Source organism: Parabacteroides faecalis (assembly GCF_022809355.1).
In the GTDB taxonomy this organism is placed as follows: Bacteria; Bacteroidota; Bacteroidia; order Bacteroidales; family Tannerellaceae; genus Parabacteroides; species Parabacteroides faecalis.
This window is the reverse complement of sequence record NZ_JAKZMM010000048.1, coordinates 1-23,494: the sequence shown is the minus strand read 5'-3', so window position 1 is coordinate 23,494 and position 23,494 is coordinate 1. Positions and strand designations below refer to the sequence as shown.

At 40.3% G+C, this 23,494-nt stretch carries 11 protein-coding genes and 2 pseudogenes; 7 read left to right on the top strand and 6 right to left on the bottom strand.

Features of this window, described 5'->3' with window-relative positions; translation table 11 throughout:
• Positions 1–31: 31 nt before the first annotated feature.
• On the bottom strand, positions 32–319 hold the full coding sequence (locus MUN53_RS18345) for a hypothetical protein (RefSeq protein ID WP_243326350.1): 288 nt from the start codon (positions 317–319) through the stop codon (positions 32–34).
• Between MUN53_RS18345 and MUN53_RS15160 the strand changes: the two genes are divergently transcribed.
• Together MUN53_RS15160 and MUN53_RS15155 are read left to right on the top strand one after the other, a co-directional pair.
• Positions 201–1,604: a Na+/H+ antiporter NhaC family protein gene (locus MUN53_RS15160; protein WP_243326349.1), complete on the top strand. Its 1,404-nt coding sequence runs from the start codon at positions 201–203 to the stop codon at positions 1,602–1,604. The genes MUN53_RS18345 and MUN53_RS15160 overlap by 119 nt on opposite strands.
• The gene (locus MUN53_RS15155) at positions 1,585–2,769 is read left to right on the top strand and encodes a dicarboxylate/amino acid:cation symporter (protein WP_243326344.1); all 1,185 of its coding nucleotides are present in this window, start codon (positions 1,585–1,587) and stop codon (positions 2,767–2,769) included. Before MUN53_RS15160 ends, MUN53_RS15155 begins: the two co-directional genes overlap by 20 nt.
• A 92-nt stretch (positions 2,770–2,861) precedes the next feature.
• On the opposite strand, the gene MUN53_RS15150 is transcribed toward MUN53_RS15155, so the two are convergent.
• Both MUN53_RS15150 and MUN53_RS15145 read right to left on the bottom strand, forming a co-directional pair.
• A complete protein-coding gene (locus MUN53_RS15150) occupies positions 2,862–3,944 on the bottom strand; it encodes a linear amide C-N hydrolase (protein ID WP_243326343.1) in 1,083 nt (360 codons plus the stop codon).
• Between the two features lie 271 nt (positions 3,945–4,215).
• A pseudogene (locus MUN53_RS15145) lies at positions 4,216–4,743 on the bottom strand (S41 family peptidase); the annotation flags it as partial.
• A 127-nt stretch (positions 4,744–4,870) separates the two neighbouring features.
• On the opposite strand from MUN53_RS15145, the gene MUN53_RS15140 reads away from it, so the two are divergent.
• The 4 genes from MUN53_RS15140 to MUN53_RS15125 all read left to right on the top strand — a co-directional run bounded on the left by MUN53_RS15140 (position 4,871) and on the right by MUN53_RS15125 (position 11,879).
• Positions 4,871–7,960: a DUF6383 domain-containing protein gene (locus MUN53_RS15140; protein WP_243326342.1), complete on the top strand. Its 3,090-nt coding sequence runs from the start codon at positions 4,871–4,873 to the stop codon at positions 7,958–7,960.
• 310 nt (positions 7,961–8,270) lie between these two features.
• A complete protein-coding gene (locus tag MUN53_RS15135; protein ID WP_243326341.1) occupies positions 8,271–8,960 on the top strand; it encodes an SIR2 family NAD-dependent protein deacylase in 690 nt (229 codons plus the stop codon).
• 342 nt (positions 8,961–9,302) lie between these two features.
• Positions 9,303–11,087 carry a 30S ribosomal protein S1 gene (rpsA, locus tag MUN53_RS15130; protein WP_243326340.1) on the top strand — a complete coding sequence of 595 codons (1,785 nt, stop codon included), beginning with the start codon at positions 9,303–9,305 and terminating at the stop codon, positions 11,085–11,087.
• Positions 11,088–11,228: 141 nt separating this feature from the next.
• The gene (locus tag MUN53_RS15125; RefSeq protein WP_243326339.1) at positions 11,229–11,879 is read left to right on the top strand and encodes an HAD family hydrolase; all 651 of its coding nucleotides are present in this window, start codon (positions 11,229–11,231) and stop codon (positions 11,877–11,879) included.
• A 45-nt stretch (positions 11,880–11,924) separates the two neighbouring features.
• Here the strand turns inward: MUN53_RS15125 and MUN53_RS15120 are convergent, their stop codons facing one another.
• From MUN53_RS15120 to MUN53_RS15110, 3 genes are all read right to left on the bottom strand, one after another.
• A complete protein-coding gene (locus MUN53_RS15120; protein WP_243326348.1) occupies positions 11,925–13,952 on the bottom strand; it encodes an alpha-L-fucosidase in 2,028 nt (675 codons plus the stop codon).
• A 146-nt stretch (positions 13,953–14,098) separates the two neighbouring features.
• Positions 14,099–15,850, bottom strand: a complete 1,752-nt coding sequence (locus MUN53_RS15115; protein WP_243326338.1) for a RagB/SusD family nutrient uptake outer membrane protein — start codon at positions 15,848–15,850, stop codon at positions 14,099–14,101.
• Between the two features lie 33 nt (positions 15,851–15,883).
• Positions 15,884–19,156 (bottom strand): SusC/RagA family TonB-linked outer membrane protein, encoded by a 3,273-nt coding sequence (locus MUN53_RS15110; protein ID WP_243326337.1) that lies wholly within the window; start codon positions 19,154–19,156, stop codon positions 15,884–15,886.
• Between the two features lie 827 nt (positions 19,157–19,983).
• On the opposite strand from MUN53_RS15110, the pseudogene MUN53_RS15105 reads away from it, so the two are divergent.
• Positions 19,984–22,674: pseudogene (locus tag MUN53_RS15105) on the top strand (S41 family peptidase); the annotation flags it as partial.
• Positions 22,675–23,494: the final 820 nt, after the last annotated feature.

The following is a 23,494-nucleotide window of genomic DNA, read 5'->3' as shown; positions in this document are numbered from 1 at the left end:
TTGATAACTTTCTTCACTATTCTTTAAGCCACTAAAATTCACCTTCAGCCAAACTACATTCTTTTTTATTTGCTTGATTCTTATTATTTTTGCGCCCTGAAAATAAAAAGACAGATTCATACATAGATTTCAAACGAACAAAACGGATGGAAATAACAAACTCGACTAAATGCCCTTCGCTCGGATTATCTCTGATTCCAATCATTGTTATGGTAATCCTCCTTTTCTTTACAATCCACATTTTCGGAAGTGATGCTTTGAGTGGCGGAAGCCAGGTTGTTTTATTGCTCACAACAGCTTGTTGTTCAGCTTTAGCCATGGGCTTTTGTCAGGTCAAATGGAAAAAGATTGAAGAGTCCATCTGTACCAATATCTTAGGTATAGCAACTGCCCTGTTAATCCTATTGCTCATCGGCGCACTGTCGGGAAGTTGGATGATCAGTGGCGTTGTACCTACGCTGATTTATTATGGGATGCAAGTATTAAGTCCCACATTCTTTCTCGCCTCTTGCTGTATCATCTGTGCCATTGTCTCGGTCATGACGGGAAGTTCGTGGACGACTATTGCCACCATAGGAATTGCTTTAATGGGAATTGGTGAAGCCCTGGGTCTCTCGACCGGATGGACGGCGGGAGCCATTATTTCGGGGGCATACTTCGGCGACAAGATTTCGCCCCTTTCCGACACGACGGTGCTCGCCTCTTCTACCACGAACACGCCGCTTTTCACCCATATCCGCTACATGATGTACACCACGGTGCCGACGATGCTGATTACCCTCATCATCTTCACCGTCGCCGGATTTATGTTCGATCACGACAACGCCGGACAGGCGATGAGCTTTGCCGCCTCCCTGAAAGAGACGTTCCACATCTCTGCTGCCTTGATGATTGTACCGATAGCAACCGGGATACTGATTGCCAAACGAGTAGCTCCAATCATCACGCTGTTTATATCGGCTCTGCAGGCAGCTGTCTTTGCTATTTTGTTCCAACCAGACTTATTACAACAGATAGCTGGAGCTGAAAGCATCAATGCAGCATCCATGTTCAAAGGCGTATTCATGACGTTATATGGTTCTACACAATTAGAGACAGGAAACGAGATGTTGAATTCCTTGGTATCCACCCGTGGAATGGCAGGAATGATGAATACGATCTGGCTGATTATTTGTGCGATGTGTTTCGGTGGTGCCATGACAGCCAGCGGCATGTTGGAAACGATCACTTCCGTCTTTATGCGCTTTATGCAACGCCGTGCCAGTATGGTCGCTTCAACGGTATTTTCGGGTTTGACACTGAATATCTGTACGGCTGACCAATACATCTCCATCATCCTGACAGGTAATATGTTCAAGGAAATCTATCGGAAGAAAGGATACGAAAGCCGTCTGCTAAGCCGTACAACCGAAGATGCCGTGACCGTAACTTCGGTATTGATTCCATGGAATACGTGTGGTATGACGCAAGCCACTATCTTGAGTGTACCGACATTAACTTATCTTCCGTACTGCTTTTTTAATTTGATTAGCCCGCTTATGAGCATAATTATTGCTATCTTGGGCTTCAAAATAAAAAAGCACCATGAAGAAGATCAAGATTAGTTTACTTGGAAAAGTAGTTATTGCCATTGCGGCCGGTATTTTATTCGGTCAGTTCTTACCGGCCAGTATCGTACGAATATTCGTTACATTCAATTCTTTATTCGGGAATTTCCTATCATTTTCCATCCCGCTTATTATTTTAGGCTTGGTAACACCGGCTATCGGCGAATTGGGAAAAGGAGCAGGAAAACTACTGGCCATTACAGCTTTGCTAGCGTATGGTTCGACGATCTTTTCCGGATTCTTTACCTTTTTCAGTTGCGATGCGATTTTTCCATCCATTCTTCCCCCGAATACCGAACTGGCAGCCGTAGAAAATCCAGGAGATTTTATGTTGACGCCCTACTTCGAAGTAGCGATGCCTCCATTAATGGACGTCATGACAGCTTTATTGCTTTCCTTTACAATCGGTCTTGGTTTATCCTACATTGAAGGAACAGTTCTCAAAGATGGTTTTACCGACTTCAAAGAAATCATCACGATGTTGATAGAAGTGGTTATCATTCCGCTTTTACCTTTACATATCTTCGGTATCTTCCTTAACATGACTGTCAGTGGACAAGTAGCAGGTATCATAGCGATGTTCCTGAAAGTTATTCTGGTTATCTTCGTTCTCCACGTCCTGCTGTTACTAATCCAATTCAGTCTGGCCGGATCAGTCAGTCATAAGAATCCGTTACGCTTATTGCGGAATATGCTTCCTGCCTATGCAACAGCGTTAGGTACACAATCTTCGGCTGCCACCATTCCGGTAACGCTGGCTCAAGCTATCAAGAATGGAGTACGGCAGAATATAGCCATCTTCGTGATTCCGCTTTGCGCTACCATTCATCTGGCCGGAAGTACGATGAAGATCGTTGCCTGTGCCATGGCCATCTTATTTATGTCGGGTGAGCCGGTCTCATTAACATCCTTTGCCGGTTTTATCCTGATGTTAGGAATCACGATGGTAGCAGCTCCGGGTGTTCCGGGCGGAGCCATCATGGCAGCCTTAGGCTTACTGCAAAGTATGCTTGGATTCAATGAGACCTTGCAAGCCTTGATGATTGCTCTTTACATTGCCATGGACAGTTTCGGTACAGCTTGCAACGTAACAGGCGACGGAGCCATTGCCATCTTAGTAGATAAAATTGCCGGAAAACCTGCTCAAGAAACAGCAGAATAATGACGATATAGCTAAAAACACAGAGACACGAAGCCACAGAGTTTTTATTTATTTCCTCTGCGACTTCGTGTCTCTGTATTTATCTGTCCCAATCAACGGATATCTATCGGAACAATCGGTTGTTGTTTCACGTCATCCAAAAAGACAGCCTGATATTTTGTCTTTCCAAAATCAATCTGTTTCAAGTCGATGCAACGGATAGCACTGTTGTACATCGTCCGGAAATAAATCTTCCCATTACGAAGATCGGTAACCGAAGTCCATTGTGTGGCACTTGGAATATCAGCATGTATCTCTCCTTTCGGAAACTCTATTCCCACCGGTATATCGAAATTATTCATAATCTGGAAACATTGCAATACCGTTTCAGTAGCCGTCTCCTTCTGAGGTGTAGTTGTCTGATAGAAAGCTGCACGAACAAAGCGGGACGGTGGTGTTACATCGCCCGGTATTCCCAGGAAACCGCTGCCGGCACCAAACGAAGTCAGTTGGATATCCCCGAACTGTTGGGCTTCGGCTGAGCCAGGAAAGAGGTTGACATAATTATTGAGATTCGTCATCTGCCATTCAAATCCGGGAGAATTTGTCAGGACTCCCAAAGGATTATCATAGAAGTTTACCTTTCCATCTACTATTTCGATGACCACCTGTTTACCAGAAAGATCTTCAATCCTCCAGTGTACCGTAGAAGCACGTGGATCTATTGCAATGACATGAATATCTTTCATGCCGGCTTTCACCTCTTCTACCGTAGAAAAGTTAGCCAGCATCCATGACACCAACTGCAGGTCGGCAATACTAGTCGTACGGTTTGCCTCCTGATAGTTCTCATATTTTCCATAACGGGGAAAATAGAACAATCCGGCTGATAATCCGGCTTCGTTTAATCCTTCCGCCACGAATTCTTTCTGTTCGACAGCCAATCCGACATATCCATAACGAGCCGTAAAACGTAAACCGTCTACCTTTCCGCCGGGAATATAAGATTGTTGCTGATAGCCACGAGGAACAACGACATACTGACTGTTCAATTCACTTCCGCCCCATTCAATGGTTCGGGAAAGAATACGGGTTCCATCTTTAGCGGTTAAAGTAATGCCTGTACAAGCATCGGCAGGTTGATAAGTAAAAGCTAAGGTTGCCAAAGCAGCTACTGTTGTAATCAGATTCTTCATATTCTTATTGTTTATATATCCAAACTTGTTGTTTGTCGGTTTGTGTACAAGTTCTCAGACTTTCTTATATAACAATCAGGAGAGGTAAATAGTTGTGGTTTAGGATAAGCACATATATGTAAAACTGCCAATACACTAAAATACTTACCTGAATAAAAAGTAGCCTGTCTCATAAAAGACATAAGGGCTGAATTATCTAAATCCAACCCTTATGACAAACGGAAGCACAGCATGCTATGCCTCCCCTAACTTATAAATCGAAGTTTACTTATCACTTCTTCGGCGCCCAGTCACGCGGAGCCGGAATACCCGGAAGCGGTTTCCGGTCTTTCAACTGGTTCATGACTTCCTGAATGGCTCGATCTAACTGTTGATCTTCACCATTCCATTCGCGAATCGGATCATTATCGACTACAATATCCGGATCTACTCCGTGGTTCTCGATAATCCAGTCGCCGGTCTTCGGATCATAGCTGGTGAAGAACGGGACACGGATGTCAGTTCCATCCATATAAGGTAACGAACCACTGATACCGACGATTCCACCCCAAGTACGAGTTCCGATCAGCTTTCCTAACTTCAGGGCGCGGAAACCCCACGGGAACAAATCACCATCGGAAGCCGAATATTTGTTGATCAGGCAGACTTTCGGTCCGACTTGTACGGCATCGGGCACGGTTCCTATCAGTTTTGAACCCCGACGCATCGTCAGACGATAAGGTTCACGGGCCAGACGCTCCAGAATCATCGGAGAAACATTTCCGCCACCGTTGGCACGGTCGTCGATAATCAATCCTTCATTTAATCCCGACACCCTAAGATTGAATTTCAACGAGTTAATCGGAACGAGTTTTCCAACCGCTTGTGAGTTGATTAAAGAAAGAGATTTATAAACTTTATATTACTAATTAAATTATTTCATTATTATGAACAAAAAAGTACTTACGCTTTGTGCGGGTTTGCTGCTCGCTGGTGGTATGATGAGCACGGTAAATGCTTTGCCTGCTAATCCTACACAAGTTGAAACGAAGGCTGTTGTAAGTAATGCAGTAACAACAACTGCTACATTACCGACAAGTGTTTCTAATGTTGGTGCAACTGTTTTACCTGAATTTACAAACAACTCACGTTTGTTTGTTGTAGTTCCTTCTAATAGTAATGTTGCGGTCAATAGATTCGTTTATGTTAATAATGGAGCATTGGCTGCTTCCTCTTATAATACTAGTAAAGTAGATGAATTTTATTGGACAATGTCAGGAAATGATTTGGTAAATAATGCCAATCATAGTTTTACTGTAAAATCATATAGTAAATTTGATGTTGTTCCTGTAACTAAAGAGGGCGACAAATTAGGTTGTTTCTTTGTTTTGCGCGCTAAGAATAATGATGGTAGTTTTGCAGGTTTTGTTAAATATACAAATAGCTTTGATCTGACTGCTGGCTCTAATGAAGTAAATGAACTAGTTGATGCAGCTCTGTTCGTTTCAGTTGAAACAGCCTACTCTGCTTCTGCGATGACAGGAACTAATCTAAATAAAGAATTAGGTAATGGCTTCGGGTTGACAATTTCTTCTGCAAAGAGCGAAGTTACATCTATTAGTGGAGTTGATCAGTTCGCTGGAACATTGAAAGCTACAAAGTTGGTGGGCGATAATTTTGTAGATGCAGATCAAAATGTTTATTACTTGATGAACGAAGCAGGTAAATTCCTGTACTGGGATGAAACTACTAATACAGACTCAGATAATCCGGGTTCATTTACATTAAAATCTGCTGATGATCTGAAGAAAGTAGCAAATGGAGATCAGACAAACTATTTGTTTAGAATTTATGCTGCTGACAATGGCTCAAAAGCTGTCAAAGTAACTGTAGATGGTGATGCTTCAAATGCTGGGGGAGAAAAACGTTTATACATTAACAATACATTAGCAACAGGTCGTTTGACTGCATTAGAAGATAAAGCAGGTGTTGAAGTTCAGAACTGGGCTGTAACTACATTAGGTGCTAGTAATGCAGTAGATTTGCGCACTATGCTGCAAGGTAAATTCTTGGAAATCAGCTTTGCTGGAACGGGAAAAGCAACGGGTGATGCATACAAGAAAGACGGAAAATTAGCAATTCGTGATAATAAGGCTGATTTCGTTGCAGCAAGTAGTTTGTATGAGAATGCTCCCGAAGCTCAATGGGCTGCGACTTATGATGGAACTAAGTTGACTTTGGCTAACCGTGAAAATCCAAAAACTACTTTGGTGGTTAAAGGTTTGCGTTCAGATGACGGCGTAGTTTATGCAGTGTCAGGTGATGCTACTGTTGATGGTGATAGCGTTAAGATTAAGTTCGTAGAAGCTCCGGCAATCAGTACAGATGGTTACTTAGCTGAATATACTGAAACTGAATTGCGCGACAATACATTCTATTTAGCATTACATCGTGATAATGCTGATCAAGATATTCCAGCTTATTGGGCTGAAAATCATAGTGCGTCTCATCAGATTGGTGCAACAGTTGTAAAAGAAAATGCAACTAAATGGAATTTGGCGTTCAAGAAAAAGACGGCTGCTGCTTATCAAAACCAAATCGATACAGTTTATGTAACAAGCACATTACAGTCTTGGAATGCAACTACAAATGTAATCACAGACAGTAAATCTCGTTTGGCTATTCTTCCTTATACTTTCCAGAATAGAAGTAACCAAGAGTTTGTTAAACTGAACAATCAAACTAATTTGGAGTACTATATCTGCGATAAAGACAATAATGGTGCTACTGACAATGGTGCTGCTCAGAAATTCATCATCAAGATGAAAGCTAACGGTACTTATAACTATGTTCCAGTTACAGTTGCCAATACCTATGATAACAAAGGTCTTGTAACAACAACTTATGATTTTGATCCTGCTACTTCTGAAAAAGTATTCGAAGGTAATAGCTTGACAAACGGTTCATGGGAAGAAATGGGTATGTATGCAAGTGATTATAATTCATTGATGCTGGTTGAACGCAATGATGCTCCTGAATACCGTAAATTGGTTGCAGAAGAAGGTGTTGATGTAATTCGCTTGTACCGAGACGAAAATGAGGCCCAGGTAGTTTATGAAAAGAAGAATGCTAATGCGGTTGTAGCAAATGATACTTTGAGTTTCTTGAATATTGACAATATTGAACAATTCAAGGATATCAACCCTGCATTGTATGTTGATACAGCTTACGTGAATCGTGGTAACAATACTTGTTGGCAGTATCTGTTGGCTGTTAATGTAGAAGAAAAGTTGAATACTTATTGTCCGGATGATCCTACTCATAATACTGAAGCTTGGATTGCAGAACATGGAGTTTGTCCTCACGCAATCAAGACTCCGTATGTAAAAGCTCGTTACTTAGTTAACTTGATTGATACAGCCAATATCTACGGTGCTACTAATTTACATGGTAATCCTTATATTAACCAAACAGAAGAAGGTAATGATCGTGCTAAATTAGCATTTGTTGAAGGTTATCATGTAGGTGACAAGTTATATTTAGTAACTAACGATGACACTGTTTGTGTTGATTTGAATACACCGGAATTTACGTTGGGTAAATTTGCATTCAAATATGTTGATGCTTTGAACTCAAATGCATTTAAGATTCAGACTCAGTATAAAGAATATGCTCCAGAAAAAGCTGAAGGTGATCGTATAGTAACTAATGAAGGTTATTTACGTTGGGTTAACGGTTGTTTAGTAGTTGATGATGAATACTCTAAGGGTGACGTATTCAATATGAATGAAGATGAAACTCTTACTCCGACGGCTAACGAAGAAATCAGTGCTGAAAACTCAAGCGTAGTAGTAGCAGGTGTTAACGGTGCTGTAGTAGTTAAGGGCGCTGAAGGTAAGAACGTAATCGTAAGTACAATCTTAGGTAAGGTAGTAGCTAACGAAGTAGTTTCTTCAGACAACGCAACAATCGCTGCTCCTGCAGGTGTAGTAGTAGTATCAGTTGATGGCGAAAGCTTCAAAGTGGTTGTTAAATAATTGACAATTGAAAATTAACAATTGACAATTCATAAAATTGCGGTGGGAGAAATCTCATCGCAATCTATTAAAACATATTTTTTAAGTTAATAGTCACGTGTCTTGTTTAGCAAGACAAGTAACCTGAGAAGGCGAATAAGTGGTTTAGTATTAATAATAGTGTAATAAAAGTCTATCCTTCCCCTCCGTGAGGACCGGAAGGTAATCAACAAAAGAAGGCGATACCGAAAAGTATCGCCTTTTTTGTTTTCAGTATTTGTTCTTTTATGAGAAAACTATTAATTTGCATAATAATCTAAATTCAATCTGTATGAAAAAGAGATTAGTAGTATTAACTGGTGCCGGAATGAGTGCAGAAAGTGGTATTTCCACCTTTCGTGATTCAGATGGCTTATGGGAAAAATACCGGGTGGAAGATGTAGCTACGCCCGAAGGTTTTCAGAGAGATCCGGAACTTGTATTGAATTTCTATAATCAGCGTCGGCGTGAGTTATTGAGTACAAAGCCTAATGCCGGGCATCTGGGCTTGGCTGCTTTGGAAAAAGATTTTGATGTACGGATCATTACACAAAATATTGATAATTTACATGAACGTGCGGGAAGTACACATGTGATTCATTTACATGGTGAACTGATGAAGGCTTGTTCTGTCCGTGATTTAGAAACTACTTATGACCTGAATCCTGCTCACCCGGATATTCATTGGGGAGATAAAGATCCGAAAGGAGTTCAACTACGGCCTTTTATTGTTTGGTTTGGAGAAGCTGTCCCAATGATAGATCCGGCAATCCGTGAAGTAGAGGCTTGTGATATTTTTGTGATTATTGGAACCTCACTAAATGTTTATCCTGCAGCTGGTTTATTAAACTATGTCCGTCGCGGGCAGCCGATTTATTTGATAGATCCGAAAGAAGTGCGGACTTATCGGGATGATATCGTTCATCTGCAATGTGGCGCATCTGAAGGAGTTAAACGGCTGACGGAGATATTAAATAGTTGATTGTAATATTATTAATAGAGGGAAGAGGCAAATAATAGTATCTTTTGCCTCTTTATTTTTTTCTATTTCTAAGTGAGGTATTATTTCCATCGGATACTTTCTATAATAAACTGTTAGTACTTATTTCAACGTAGAAGAGACGGAGTGGATCTTTGGAGTAAAATAGATGCTGTAAAGGCTAACTTCTTGTCTATTAGTTAAAGATTATAGATTCGCACGCAATTTTAATAATGGATTTCTTGTAAATCAGAAAAAAGCATTACCTTTGCAGCTGATTTTTGAGAGAGGCAACATAAAGTCTAACTTACTAATTAAAACAAACTTAGTATTAACAATTTTAGAATGGAAAATTTGAAGAACATTCAGCCGATCGATAATTTCGATTGGGATGCTCTTGAAAAGGGCGAATCTTACGGTAGCGTAAGCAAGGAAGATCTTGTAAAAACTTATGACGAAACCCTGAACACTGTAAAAGACAAAGAAGTGGTTATGGGTACTGTTACTGCAATGAACAAACGTGAAGTTGTAGTAAACATTGGTTTCAAATCTGATGGTGTTGTTCCGATGTCTGAATTCCGTTACAACCCGGATTTGAAGATTGGCGACGAAGTAGAAGTTTACATCGAAAGCCAGGAAGACAAAAAAGGACAATTAATCCTTTCTCACAAAAAAGCTCGTGCTTCTCGTTCTTGGGAACGTGTTAACGAAGCATTGGAAAATGACGAAATCATCAAGGGTTACATCAAGTGTCGTACGAAGGGCGGTATGATCGTTGACGTATTCGGTATTGAAGCCTTCTTGCCGGGTTCTCAGATCGATGTTAAGCCGATCCGCGACTACGATGTATTCGTTGGTAAGACTATGGAATTCAAGATCGTTAAGATCAATCAGGAATTCAAGAATGTGGTTGTTTCTCACAAGGCTCTTATCGAAGCTGAACTGGAACAACAGAAGAAAGACATTATCTCTAAGTTGGAAAAAGGTCAGGTATTGGAAGGAACTGTCAAGAACATCACTTCTTACGGTGTATTCATCGACTTGGGTGGCGTAGATGGTTTGATCCATATCACAGACTTGTCTTGGGGCCGCGTTTCTCATCCGGAAGAAATCGTTCAGTTGGATCAGAAGATCAACGTAGTTATCTTGGACTTCGACGACGAAAAGAAACGTATTGCTTTAGGTTTGAAGCAGCTGACTCCGCATCCTTGGGATGCTTTGGATCCTAACTTGAAAGTTGGTGACAAAGTTAAAGGTAAAGTTGTCGTTATGGCTGACTACGGAGCATTCATCGAAATCGCTCCGGGCGTAGAAGGTTTGATCCACGTTTCTGAAATGTCTTGGACTCAGCACTTGCGTTCTGCTCAGGACTTCATGAAGGTTGGTGACGAAGTTGAAGCTGTAATCTTGACATTGGATCGTGAAGAACGTAAGATGTCTTTGGGTATCAAACAGCTGAAACCGGATCCATGGGAAAATATCGAAGAACGCTTCCCGGTTGGTTCTAAGCACACAGCTAAAGTACGTAACTTCACTAACTTCGGTGTATTCGTAGAAATCGAAGAAGGTGTTGACGGTTTGATCCACATTTCTGATTTGTCTTGGACGAAGAAGATCAAACATCCGTCTGAATTCACTCAGATTGGTGCTGATATCGAAGTTCAGGTATTGGAAATCGATAAGGAAAACCGCCGCTTGAGCTTAGGTCACAAGCAGTTGGAAGAAAATCCTTGGGATGTATTCGAAACTATCTTTACAGTAGGTTCTATCCACGAAGGTACAATCATCGAAATGTTGGATAAGGGTGCAGTTATTTCTTTGCCTTACGGTGTTGAAGGTTTCGCTACTCCGAAACACTTGGTTAAAGAAGACGGCTCTCAGGCTCAGGTAGATGAAAAACTTCAGTTCAAGGTTATCGAATTCAACAAAGAAGCTAAGAGAATCATCTTGTCTCACAGCCGCGTATTCGAAGATGAACAGAAGAATGCTAAGAAAGAAGCTGCTGCTGAAAAGAAAGCTAAGCACAACAAGAAAGAAGACAACAACGTAGCTACTACTCAGCTCGAAAAGACTACTTTAGGTGATATCGAAGAGTTGGCTGCTTTGAAAGAAAAACTTTCTGGTAAATAATTGAGTTTTTAAGTAATTCAATAGAAGAAAGGCCGGTTTCCCGAATGGAAGCCGGCCTTTTGTGTATATTCAACTCTTTTTCTATCTTTGTCGCCTGCTAGAGAATATATATTTGTACCGTATTATTAATATCCGATAGAAATGAAAAAGTTATTGATCTTTGATTTGGATGGTACGCTTCTGAACACGATCGCTGATTTGGCGCACAGTACGAACTATGCCTTGGAAAAGAATGGATTTCCGACGCATCATCTGGAAGAATACAATTATTTTGTAGGTAATGGTATTAATAAACTGTTCGAGCGTGCTTTGCCTGAAGGTGAAAAGACGGAAGAGAATATTGCTAAGATCCGTCAGGATTTCTTGGCTCATTATGATGTGCATAATGCGGATGCCAGCCGTCCTTATGAAGGCATTCCGGAATTGCTCCAGGCATTACAGGATAAAGGTATCCAACTGGCCGTAGCTTCTAATAAATATCAGGCTGCAACGACGAAATTAGTCGGATATTTCTTCCCGAATATTCGTTTTACTGCTGTTTTGGGTCAGCGTGAAGGCATAAAGACAAAACCGGATCCGGGTATCGTATCTGAAATCAGAGAAAAGGCGCATGTGGAGGCGACAGATACCTTATATATTGGAGATTCGAATGTAGATATGCAAACGGCTATCAATAGTGGGGTTGATGCTTGTGGCGTTACCTGGGGATTCCGCCCGGCTTCTGAGCTCGAATCTTATCATCCGAAATATATAGCCCAAAAGGCTTCGGATATTTTAGATATGCTTGATTGAGAAAAAGGCAAGAAGATCGACCGCTTCTTGCCTTTTTATCTTTGTTTATTCCGTCAGTACTGAAAATTCTCCGATACCAGTACTCTTGACATCATCTACGTTACGTACGGATTCCAGTTTGACTTCTTTGCCTTTGACTGGAGCGAAACGGATGACTTGTTCTATTGGATTAGCCTTGATGTTCGAGAACTCTCCGCTGGATACCAGTTTACCGTCTACATAGAACCGATAGCTGGAAATATGTCCTTGTGCGTCCCGATTCTGATTCGGTGTATAGCGGAAACCGGAAATCGTCTGCGGTTGTTCGAGGTGTACAGTCAATGCCTGTTTCCCTTTTGGCAAATAATAGGTCGTATAACCATTTCCGTCGAGTATAGCTTTCTCTTTTTCGTCCGCTATTTGATACATTTTTACCGGAATATCAAATTCGGCAGTGGTGACCGGACTATATTTGTCGAAGGTTTCGTCATAGACGATCGCTTTTACCGTAGCTTTCTGATCTAATACAAAAGGTTGATCGTACAAAGTTGATTCTTTGGTTGGGTCAGATCCGTCGGTTGTATAATAAATCATGGCTGTCGGTTCACCTGCCTGGATACGGACTTTATCTTCCAGATTGCGGGTAATAGCCGGTTCTGTCAGCAAGGCCGGTGCCAAGTATGCTTCTACATTATTAATACATAACGGACCTTTTGCATCCAGGAATGTTACCCGAAGCTTTTCGGCATGAACCGTTTTGAAGCGAACAATACGTTTGTAACCGATCGTCGTTGTTTCATCCACCGGTTCCACCTCTTTCCATTGGGCGTTTTCCTCATATTCAATCTTGAAAGCTTTGACACGCTGGCCTAATGGTATGTATTCTTGCAATAATAAGCGGTTAACATCCGAGGCTGGAGACATGGTGAATGTAAGTGAGGCCTGCGTTACACCATCTTCTGTAGCCCAATAAGTATCCCAATCGCCATCGGTAACCCGAGCCGGAGCATATTTCCTGCCACGCGAATTGCTCGCTTCTACGTAAGCACTTTTCAGCAAATTGGTCTTCAAATCGTTTTGGATCGTCTGATACCATTCAACGGCACGGATGGAATCGCCCGGAGCAATTTTACCGTTCAGTGCTACCGGGAAGTTTAACAGGAAGTTGGTATTATGACCGACACTGCGGTAATACAGATCGACTAACTTGGCCAACGACTTTACCTGATGGTCTTCTCGTGCATGATAGAACCAGCCCGGACGAATAGAAACGTCGCATTCTCCGCCCAACCATTTATCTCCGTCCTCCATGCCTCGCTGACTGTCGGTATAATGTTTTTCCTTTTCGTAGGAATAGGGCGACCATTGTGTCGCATCTGCCCAGCCTTCTTCATTTCCAATCCAACGAATATCCGGAACGGTTCCTCCGAAAATCATGGCCTGTGGATGCAGTTCCTTAATGGCATCGCGGGCTTCCTCATATTTATAATATGTTTTCGGATCGATTGAACGTTTCTCATTGGCTCCTCCGTACCAGCCGTCACCACCGTTGGCACCGTCAAACCAATATTCAAATAACGGACCGTAGTTACTGATTAGTTCATGCATCTGAGCATGAAACTTTTCCACATATCCCGGCTGTCCGTAATTCTCACTGTTACGATCCCAGGGAGAAAGATAAATACCAAACTTCAGTCCATGTTTACGACAAGCATCAGAGAGTTCACGAACCATATCACCTTTTCCGTCTCTCCAAGGCGAATTCTTGACCGAATATTCTGTTGTAGCAGTAGGCCAGAGGCAGAAACCATCGTGATGTTTTGCTGTCAGGATAACTCCTTTCAATCCGGCAGCCTTAATGGTTCGTACCCATTGGTCGCAGTCCAAATCCGTCGGATTAAAGGTCGAAGCAGGTGTATTTCCATAACCCCATTCCAAATCATTGAAGGTATTTAATCCAAAATGGACGAATGCGTAGGTTTCCAATTTATGCCATTCTACTTGTTCCGGTGTAGGAACGGGTAAAACGGGTGCAGGAGGCGGGACGTTACTGCAAGCAGAAAGCAACCAGGTTGCCGCACATACGCCCGACATCAGTAAATAATGAGTCGTTTTCATATCAGTTGTGTTTTTTATAGATAATAACTTCAAAGATAATCTTTAATTGATGAATGGATAATCATTGAGCTAATAAAAAAAGTTTTCTGCAGTTGATTTGCAGAAAACTTTTTAAATTCAGTTTATTCACCCCAACCAGGATTTTGTTTAAGATTTGTGTTCAATACCAGTTCGTCAGTAGGAAGAGGACTTAACCAGCGTTTATCGTCTGCTGTCCATTTTCGACCTGCGTCATCTAACTTCTTACTTGGATATTGATACAAATAAACTTTTCCATTATATTCAATGGTAGGACGACCGGATTCTCCACCAAATTCAATATTACCTGCATAACGCTCAATATTCTCCGGTGTGATAGGTATTCCTAACATGGTCTTCGGATTTTCGAATACTTTCATCGCGTTCCATCGTTTTAAGTCGTCCAAACGATGTCCTTCTTGTATTAATTCAATACGACGTTCACGGCGAATCTCATAAATTAAAGGAGTAACACTGTAACCATAATTTATAGCAGCAGGATCAGCAACAGGTGAAGTTGTCATATGAGGCATACCTACACGATCTCTTAATAGATTGATTGTTTTATCAAGAACTTCCTGTGTACATTTTCCTAATTCTGCGTTTGCTTCAGCATTGATTAATAACACTTCTGCATAGCGATAAACAAACCAGTCGTAAGTAGTTTGTCTGGCTTCCCATTGAGACTGAAGTGGAGAACGATACTTGACACAAGAATATCCAGTAACACCTCCATTTGCACTACAATCTGGATAAGTTATAGGCTGTTGTGCATTGTTGATTACACGGTAAGGCTTATGTAAGTTGTCGACTATTTGATACATTCTCGGATCTCGATTTTCGATTTCTTGTTCAACGATGTTATCTCCTTTGTAGAGAGGACTAATGGAAATCGGATTACCATCTATACATAAAAACGATTCTACAAAGTCTTTACTCAATCCAGAACCACTACCTCCAGCTTGACGACCTGTTTCATGTGTAACTACACCAGACTCATAATAACGTGCAAGAATACATTCTTTATTACCTGATAGGTCTTCTTGTATGAACTGATTGGAATAGTCACAAGGATATCCTTCGTAAGGCATTTGTCCACATCCACTGTCTGAACCTTTGACAATAGCATATTTTCCTGTATTGATCACATCATTTGTTAGATCAACAGCTTTTTGCAATAATTCTTCAGCCGATATATCCCCTGTTTCATTATGGTATTTTTTAAAGCTACCATAATATAGGCAAATACGAGCTAATTGTGTTCTGGCAGCGTCTTTGTTTAAACGTCCTTTTTCTTCTGTTCCTGATTCAGGTAACCATTGAATGGCAAATTCCAAGTCTTCGATGACCTTACCTAACACAAAATCTCTGGGATCTCGTGCTTTATATAACTCTTCTGTGTCATTAGTCTGAAGATCTTTTTCATACCATGGAACATCACCGAATTTTTTGATCTTTCCGTAATAATCTAATGCACGGAAAAAGCGAACTTCTGCTACGTATAGGTTAATTTCTGCTTCTACTCCCTCTACCTTCTGATAACGTTGTAAGAAGTAATTGCAGTTTCGTATATTTGTCCAAGTCCAACCTGCATCATCTGCTGTTGCAGGTAAAGTTTGTTCATCAAAAAGTAGAGTGCTATAATTGGTAGTGATAAAATTATCACTGACATCATCTTTATTAACAGCCGGAGCATCCAGATTACCATATAATCCGTTTGCATACATTTTTAGATCATTAACAGTAGACCAATAGTTCTCATCTGTAATAGAATCTATTGGTAACCTATCCGTTACTTCGCAAGCAGAAAAAGCTCCCAATAACGCGACTGAACATAAAATATATTTTAGTTTCATATTACTATATCTTTTATAATCAATTGTTTTATTTTAGAAAGTCAGATTTAAACCTACAGAAACCTTTTTTGAGATAGGGTAACTCATGTTGTCAATCAATTCAGGATCGTATGAATCAATTAAAGGAGTAAAGGTCAATAGGTTTTCACCTTGTAAGTAAATTCTTAGACGGCTGATACCAATTTTAGATAAAACTGCCTGTGGAACAGTGTATCCTAATGTAATATTCTTTAAACGGATATAAGCAGCATTCTGCAAATAGCGATCAGATGTTTGTCTGTTACCTCCGTTATTCCAAGTTGGACGAGGAAAATAGGCATCTGTATTTTCTGGTGTCCAGTAATCGAGGGCTGTCTTTAATGGTGTGTCCCATTCAGATGTGAATCCCCAGAATGAATTTCCTCCACACATATAGTCTCGTTTACCGATACCTTGCCAAAACATTTCGAAGTCAAAATTTTTGAATTCGAATCCACCTGTCAAACCATAACTGAATCTAGGTGTATTGTTTCCAATGATTGTTTTGTCTCCCGGGTCACTTAATGTGTTTTTCCCCCAATCTATTTTACCATCATTGTTTAAATCAATATATCGAACATCTCCAGCTGCCCATTTTCCTGCATACAAAGCAGATTGATTGGCAGCAGCTGCTTCTGCATCAGTTTGGAATAACCCATCAGAACGATATCCCCAAATTTCTCCGAGTTTTTCTCCTACATAATGATTAGACAGGGTTCCTTGGTCATTTGAGAATTTGGTAATCTCACTCAAATAGTCAGACAGTACACCTTTAAACCAATATCTAAAACCATTTGCTAATTGGTCATTCCAGCCCACAGAGATTTCCCAACCGGTTGTTTTCATATTGGCTGCGTTTTCTACTGGGACACTTGTTCCTAATACGGCTGGCAGAGATTGTCCTGCAGTCAACATATCTTTGGTGTCACGGCGATACCAGTCAAAGCCTAAGTTTAAACGATTGTTTAGTAAAACAGCATCTAATCCGAAGTCCATTTGATTAACGGTTTCCCAAGTAAATGTACTACTTACAAGTCCAGGTGCCGATACTGCAACAGGTCTTGAACCTCCTAATATCATTCCATAGGCATTGTTGATACCATAACTAGGTAAATACGGGAAGTTTCCTAATTCGTCCACTACCTGATTACCCAATGATCCATAAGACGCACGGAATTTCAAATCGTCAATGTGAGTTTTCAACGGTTGGAAGAATGATTCTTCTGAAATTCTCCAAGCGGCAGAAACTGAAGGGAAGAATGCATAGCGATCATCTTTTGCAAATTTTGATGAGCCGTCGTATCTTCCATTAAATTCAAACAAATATCGTTGTTTGAAATTATAGTTCAGACGTAAGAAAAATCCGTTAATAGCCCAATGAGTTTCCGAATATCCGAGATCTGATTCTCCAGTAGCTTGGTTTAATGCTGGGTTGGAAACATTGATTAAATCACGTCGACCTGTCCAAAAATATTTGTTGTGTTTATATTCTTGGTTGTATCCAACCATGATTTTAGTGTTATGGATTTCATTGAATGATTTTGAATATTCTGCAAAAGCATTAAAAGCAGTGTAATAATCTTCGTTATTTGCCATGACTACACTACTTGGATTTGTCCATGGGTAGTATTGTTCTGTTCCAGCAACCGCCGTATAATCGTAAAAGCTTTGGACATGTTGTTTCTGCCCTTTATTATAGAAGTTAAAGGTATAATCAGCATTAAATACAAACCCTTCAAATGGAGTAATTTTAATTGCTCCGGTCATCCAAAGGTCATTTTGTTTTGTTAATCCATTACCTCCTTGTTCCTGAATTGCTACTGGGTTAGTATAACTTCCTTGACCTGCATAATAATGTTGTCCATCATCTTGATAGATATATCCACCTGGTGATGAAATATCATCTTGATTGATTGCTCCAGCTCCAGCACTAGGATATAAGCGTCCGGTATGTGTGTGACGGATAGGCATCAATGGACTTAAGTCATTCTTCATCATACCACTGTAACTTGACAGTCCGGAGTATGCAGTAGAGTTCATAACAGTAGTACCACCGGTTGGATGCTTCTCTTTGGTATATGTATGCATAATTTTAGCAGAAACATTTAACCATTTTGTGATATCTGAAGATACATTGATGTTTGCATTAAACTTCTGGTACATATCGTCTCCTGCTTTCAGCATACCTCCAACATCATTAAAACCAACGGATGCATAGTAGGTCGTTTTTTCTGTACCACCGTTTAAATTGACATTGTACATTTGAGAGAACGAAGTCTTATACAATTCTTTGAACCAATCAGTATTACCACAATATTGCCATTTGTTGGGATCGATAGCTGCATCGTAAAATTCGGCATATGGATATGAACCATTGAAGTAAGCTTCTGCATATTTATATATAGCGTCATTGTAGTAATGTCCGCTACCTCCTCCGTTCTGATATGCTAAGTCTTTCATCTCCAAAAATTCCATGGAATTGACGTTGGTAACACGTACAGCAGGAGATTGCCAATAACCACTGGCTGATAAAGAAACTTGTGGTTTCATTCCTTTTTTACCATTCTTTGTAGTAATAAGAATAACACCATAGGCTGCACGTGCTCCGTAAATAGCAGCAGAAGCTGCGTCTTTTAAAACGGAAATGGAAGCGACATCTTCTGGGTTAACCAAGTTTGGATCCATTTGTACATTATCAACCAGAACTAATGGACTACCTCCATTCAATGACGTATTACCTCGAATGTTGAATGATGAGGACTGTCCAGGTGCTCCACCTCCGACTGATACGTTCAAGTTTGGAACGACACCTTGCAAACCTTGTCCGATATTTGAGATAGGACGACTTTCCAGTACATCTCCAGCAACTTGTGCTACTGCTCCAGTTAAGTTAGCTTTTTTCTGGGTTCCATAACCTACGACTACTACCTCATCCAATGATTGCGAATCTTCTTTCATCATCACTTGAATAGAAGGTTGACCTGTGTAGGTTATTTCTTGTGTGGCATAACCGATATAAGATACTTGAAGAACATCTCCTTTCTTTACATTTTCGATAACAACACGTCCGTCCATATCCGATACGTTGCCGTTTGTTGTTCCTTTAATAATGACAGATGCTCCTACGACAGGACCAAATGAATCCTCAATCATACAAACAACTTTCCCATCTTGTTGAGAGAAATTTACTGACGGTTTTTTAGGTGCAATTTCTGCAAAAGCATTCATCGGAATTATGCATGCTCCCGTCAATAATAATAGATTGGCTAGTTTACTCTTTTTTATCATATAGCATATATTTAATATAACATGAGCTTTTTTCTATTTGTTGGATATTTGTCAGAATATTAGACTATTAACTTATTAAGAATTCATTCACTCAACAACTCTAGTTCATCTATAACTATAGTAAATAAAAAAAATTTACTATATCTGATTTCATTATTTGTATTCTCAAAAAATCAACTGTAAATCTATGTATTCTTACCCTCTAATTGCAAAGATAATATAAAAGTTTAAATCAACTATCAATAATGTTTATAAAATATTCATATTAATATTTTTTATAAAATAAAAAACGAGAAAAATGGATACATATTTTAAAAAGAATATGCATTTGGGAAAGATTTGTTATTGAACAAATCTCTATAATTAATTCATATGAATATATATTAATTTGTTGTTTTAAAAATAATAAAATCAAAATGTAAAGAAAAGTCACACATAAACTTACATCTTATAATTAAGATGGTAAATGATATACATAATAATAGATGGACTAAATTATTGTTTCTGATTTATGAACAAAGTTTGAAGGTTAATTGGTAAACTATTGAACTATTCAGTTATTAATTTTTCGACAGATGTCGAAAAGCTTTACTATATATGTGCTAAAGTTTTTTGACGAATATGGAAAAGCTTTACGACAATTGTCAAAAAATTACTTCCCTATTGGTTTTGTCCTTGCTGGTCGTATAAAAAACTGCAGAAGTGGAAGAAGGCGGGTTGCTGATATGAACTTTGTGGCTTTCGGGTAGAGGATATGTATGGTGAATGATTATCTTTGTTGATAGAAAAGAGTGCTATTCACGAAATACGTATAAATAAGATATGCCATGAATCAGAAATTATTGCTAATTGCTCTTTCGGGACTTTCGTTGACTGCCTTGGCAGATGAAGCCCGATTGCTGCGTTTTCCGGCTACGAATGGGAAGGAGATTGTTTTTTCGTATGCCGGCGATTTGTATCAGGTACCTATGAGCGGAGGTGAGGCCCAGCGATTGACTTCGCATGTCGGGTATGAGATGTTTCCCCGTTTTTCACCGGATGGAAAGACAATTGCCTTTACCGGTCAGTATGATGGAAATACCGAAGTGTTTACAATTCCCGTCTATGGCGGAGAGCCTTTACGGGTAACGTATACGGCTACGAATGGTCGTGATGATTTGGGTGACCGTATGGGACCGAATAATATTGTGATGACGTGGACGCCCGACGGCAAACAGATTGTCTATCGTAACCGAATTGGTGACGGATTCACCGGAAAGTTGTATACCGTCAATCAGGAAGGCGGACTGCCGGAGGTGATTCCTTTGCCCGAAGGTGGCTTCTGTAGTTATTCGCCCGACGGCAAACGCTTGGCTTATAACCGGGTAATGCGTGAGTTCCGTACCTGGAAATATTATAAAGGTGGAATGGCGGATGATGTATGGATTTATGATCCGGCCCAGAAGAAAGTAGAGAATATTACTAACAATGAGGCGCAGGATATTTTCCCGATGTGGATAGGCGATGAAATCTATTACCTTTCGGATCGTGATCGTACGATGAATCTGTTTGTTTATCATACGAAAACGAAAGAAACCAAGAAGGTAACCAACTTTACGGAGTATGATATCAAATTCCCTTCTTGCCACGGCGATTGGATTGTCTTTGAGAATGGTGGTTATATCTATAAGCTGAAAGCCGGAAATAACCAGCCAGAGAAAGTAAATATCCGCTTGGCTTCCGACAATGTCTATGCACGTCAAGCTATTAAGGATGGCGTTGATTACCTGACTGCTGCCAGTCTTTCTCCCAATGGCGAACGGATGGCGGTCACAACTCGTGGGGAAGTGTTTAATATCCCAGTCGAAAAAGGAGTCAGTAAGAATATCACCCGCACGCCCGGAGCGCACGAACGGGAAGCACAATGGTCGCCCGACGGGAAATATATCGCTTTTATCTCCGACCGGACCGGTGAGACAGAACTCTATTTACAGGAAGATGGTTTGGGAAAAGAACCGGTTCAATTGACAAAGAACAATGATACGTATATCCGGACGTTTAGTTGGAGTCCGGATGCCAAGAAGCTGGTTTATACCGATCGGCAGAACCGGATCTGTCTGTTGGACGTAGCTTCCAAACAGAAGAAGGTATTGTTGCAGGATCCGCTGGGCGAACCGCGAGAAGTTTCTTTTTCTCCGGACAGTAAATGGCTGACTTATACCCGTACTTCGGAGAATGATTTTTCGATTGTCTATGTCTATAACCTCGAAACCCAAAAGGAATATGCTATAACGGATCAGTGGTATTCGTCCAGCTCACCGGTTTTCAGTACGGATGGTAAGTATCTGATCTTCTCGTCTGCCCGTGATTTCAATCCGACTTACGGACAAACGGAATGGAATCATGTTTATACCCGGATGAATGGGGTTTATCTGGCACTGCTTCGTCAGGACACGCCTTCACCTTTCTTGGAAGAAGATGATGAGGTGACTGTACAGACTACTGAAGGAACAAAAGAAGAAACTTCGGAAGAAGATACGTCGGTCTGCATCGACATCGATGGTATCGCCGATCGTATCGTGAAGCTTCCGCTTTCTCCTTCGTATTACGCACATTTTTATTCAGACGGGAATAAAGTCTATTATTATACCTCTGGCGGCACTAAGGCGTATGATCTGAAAACAAAGAAAGAAGAAACCATTGCCGAAGGAGCCATCATGTATGTTAATCCCGGCAGTTCCAAAGCTATGTTTTCACGCCCTAGAACATTGTATGTCTCTTCTACAATTCCTTCCGGAAAAGCCGATTTAAGTCAGGCGGTGAATCTTTCGAATATGAAGATTACGGTAGATTATCCGCAAGAATGGGCACAGATCTTCGACGAAGCTTGGCGGGCTTATCGGGATGGTTTCTATTTACAGAACATGCACGGAATGGATTGGAAGGCAATCAAGCAGAAATATGCTGTTCTGTTGCCATACGTAAAGACGCGTCTCGATCTGAATTACATCATTGGTGAGATGATTGGCGAGCTGGAATGTGGTCATGCCTATGTTAATCCCGGTGAAATGGAAAAGCCTGAACGTTTGAATACTGGTATGTTGGGCGCAGAAATATCCCGGGATCCGAGTGGTTTCTTCAAGTTGGAAAAGATTTTGGAAGGAGCCAACTGGAGCAAGAAGTTGCGTTCTCCGCTGGCAGAGCCGGGCATTGAAGCGAAAGTCGGCGAATATATCGTTGCTATCGACGGTGTTCCTACCAACAGTGTGAAGAATATGTATCAGTTGCTGGTTGGGAAAGCCGATGTTCCTACCGAACTGATGCTGAACAGCAAGCCGCAATTGGCAGGAGCGCATAAAGTAGTGATTACGCCGTTGGTAGAAGAATATTCGCTGTATCATTATAACTGGGTACAGAATAACCTGAAGAAAGTAACGGAAGCTACGCAAGGTCGTGTGGGATACATTTATATACCGGACATGGGGCCGGATGGATTGAACGAGTTTGCCCGGTATTTCTATCCGCAACTCGATAAGGAACGATTCTACTCGACACGATTGTATTGCAAAGGTAAATCCTTTTTTGATACCAGCAAATAATCATGATGTTTTTTTTATCAACACCCCCAGTTTCTTATCAACATCCCCTAAAATTGAGGACAAACCTACCTATTTAGATAACGTACCTGAAATTCGTCAAAATCGAAAGTATTAATTGTTGCAAATAAAGGTTGATTTTAACTTAACATACCCACCTCTGAATTCCAATCATTTATTATATATATAGGTTCATTGATGGCGAGACACTCGTCAAAAATCTAATTCTGCTTGCCTATTTTGAAATCCATAATAGTACATAGCTTCTAACAACTTCAGAATAATCCTCATAAATCCTATTCCGATATCCAATATACGCTTATCTACTGAGCAAAAAATTAATTAGCAGTGCCCAAATTGGTCATTTTTAAAAGTCATTTTAACCTCTAAACGACAAATATCCAGCTCAAGCAATATTCTTAAACAATATTAATATCACCAGTCTTAAGAGTAAAGATTTTTAGATTAATTATTTTATTCTACCCCGCTAGCTCTTCTGTTTTTCAGGTTGGAACTTCATACAATAGTATATATATAATAAGGTATAGGAAAGAAGTGCATTCCATAGGAAAAAACATAGGCATGAATTACAAAAAGATGCCTACCTTTTCGCCAAAATACGCCGGCTTTTTAGACAAAAGCAACGAGTATCTGACTATGCCTAAATTTACTTTACACTTTTTTGATACGTTACTAAAAAACTCTACAGATAAAATAAGTCTTACTAAAAGGCTTTACATATTACCTTTGCAAAGATAAAAAA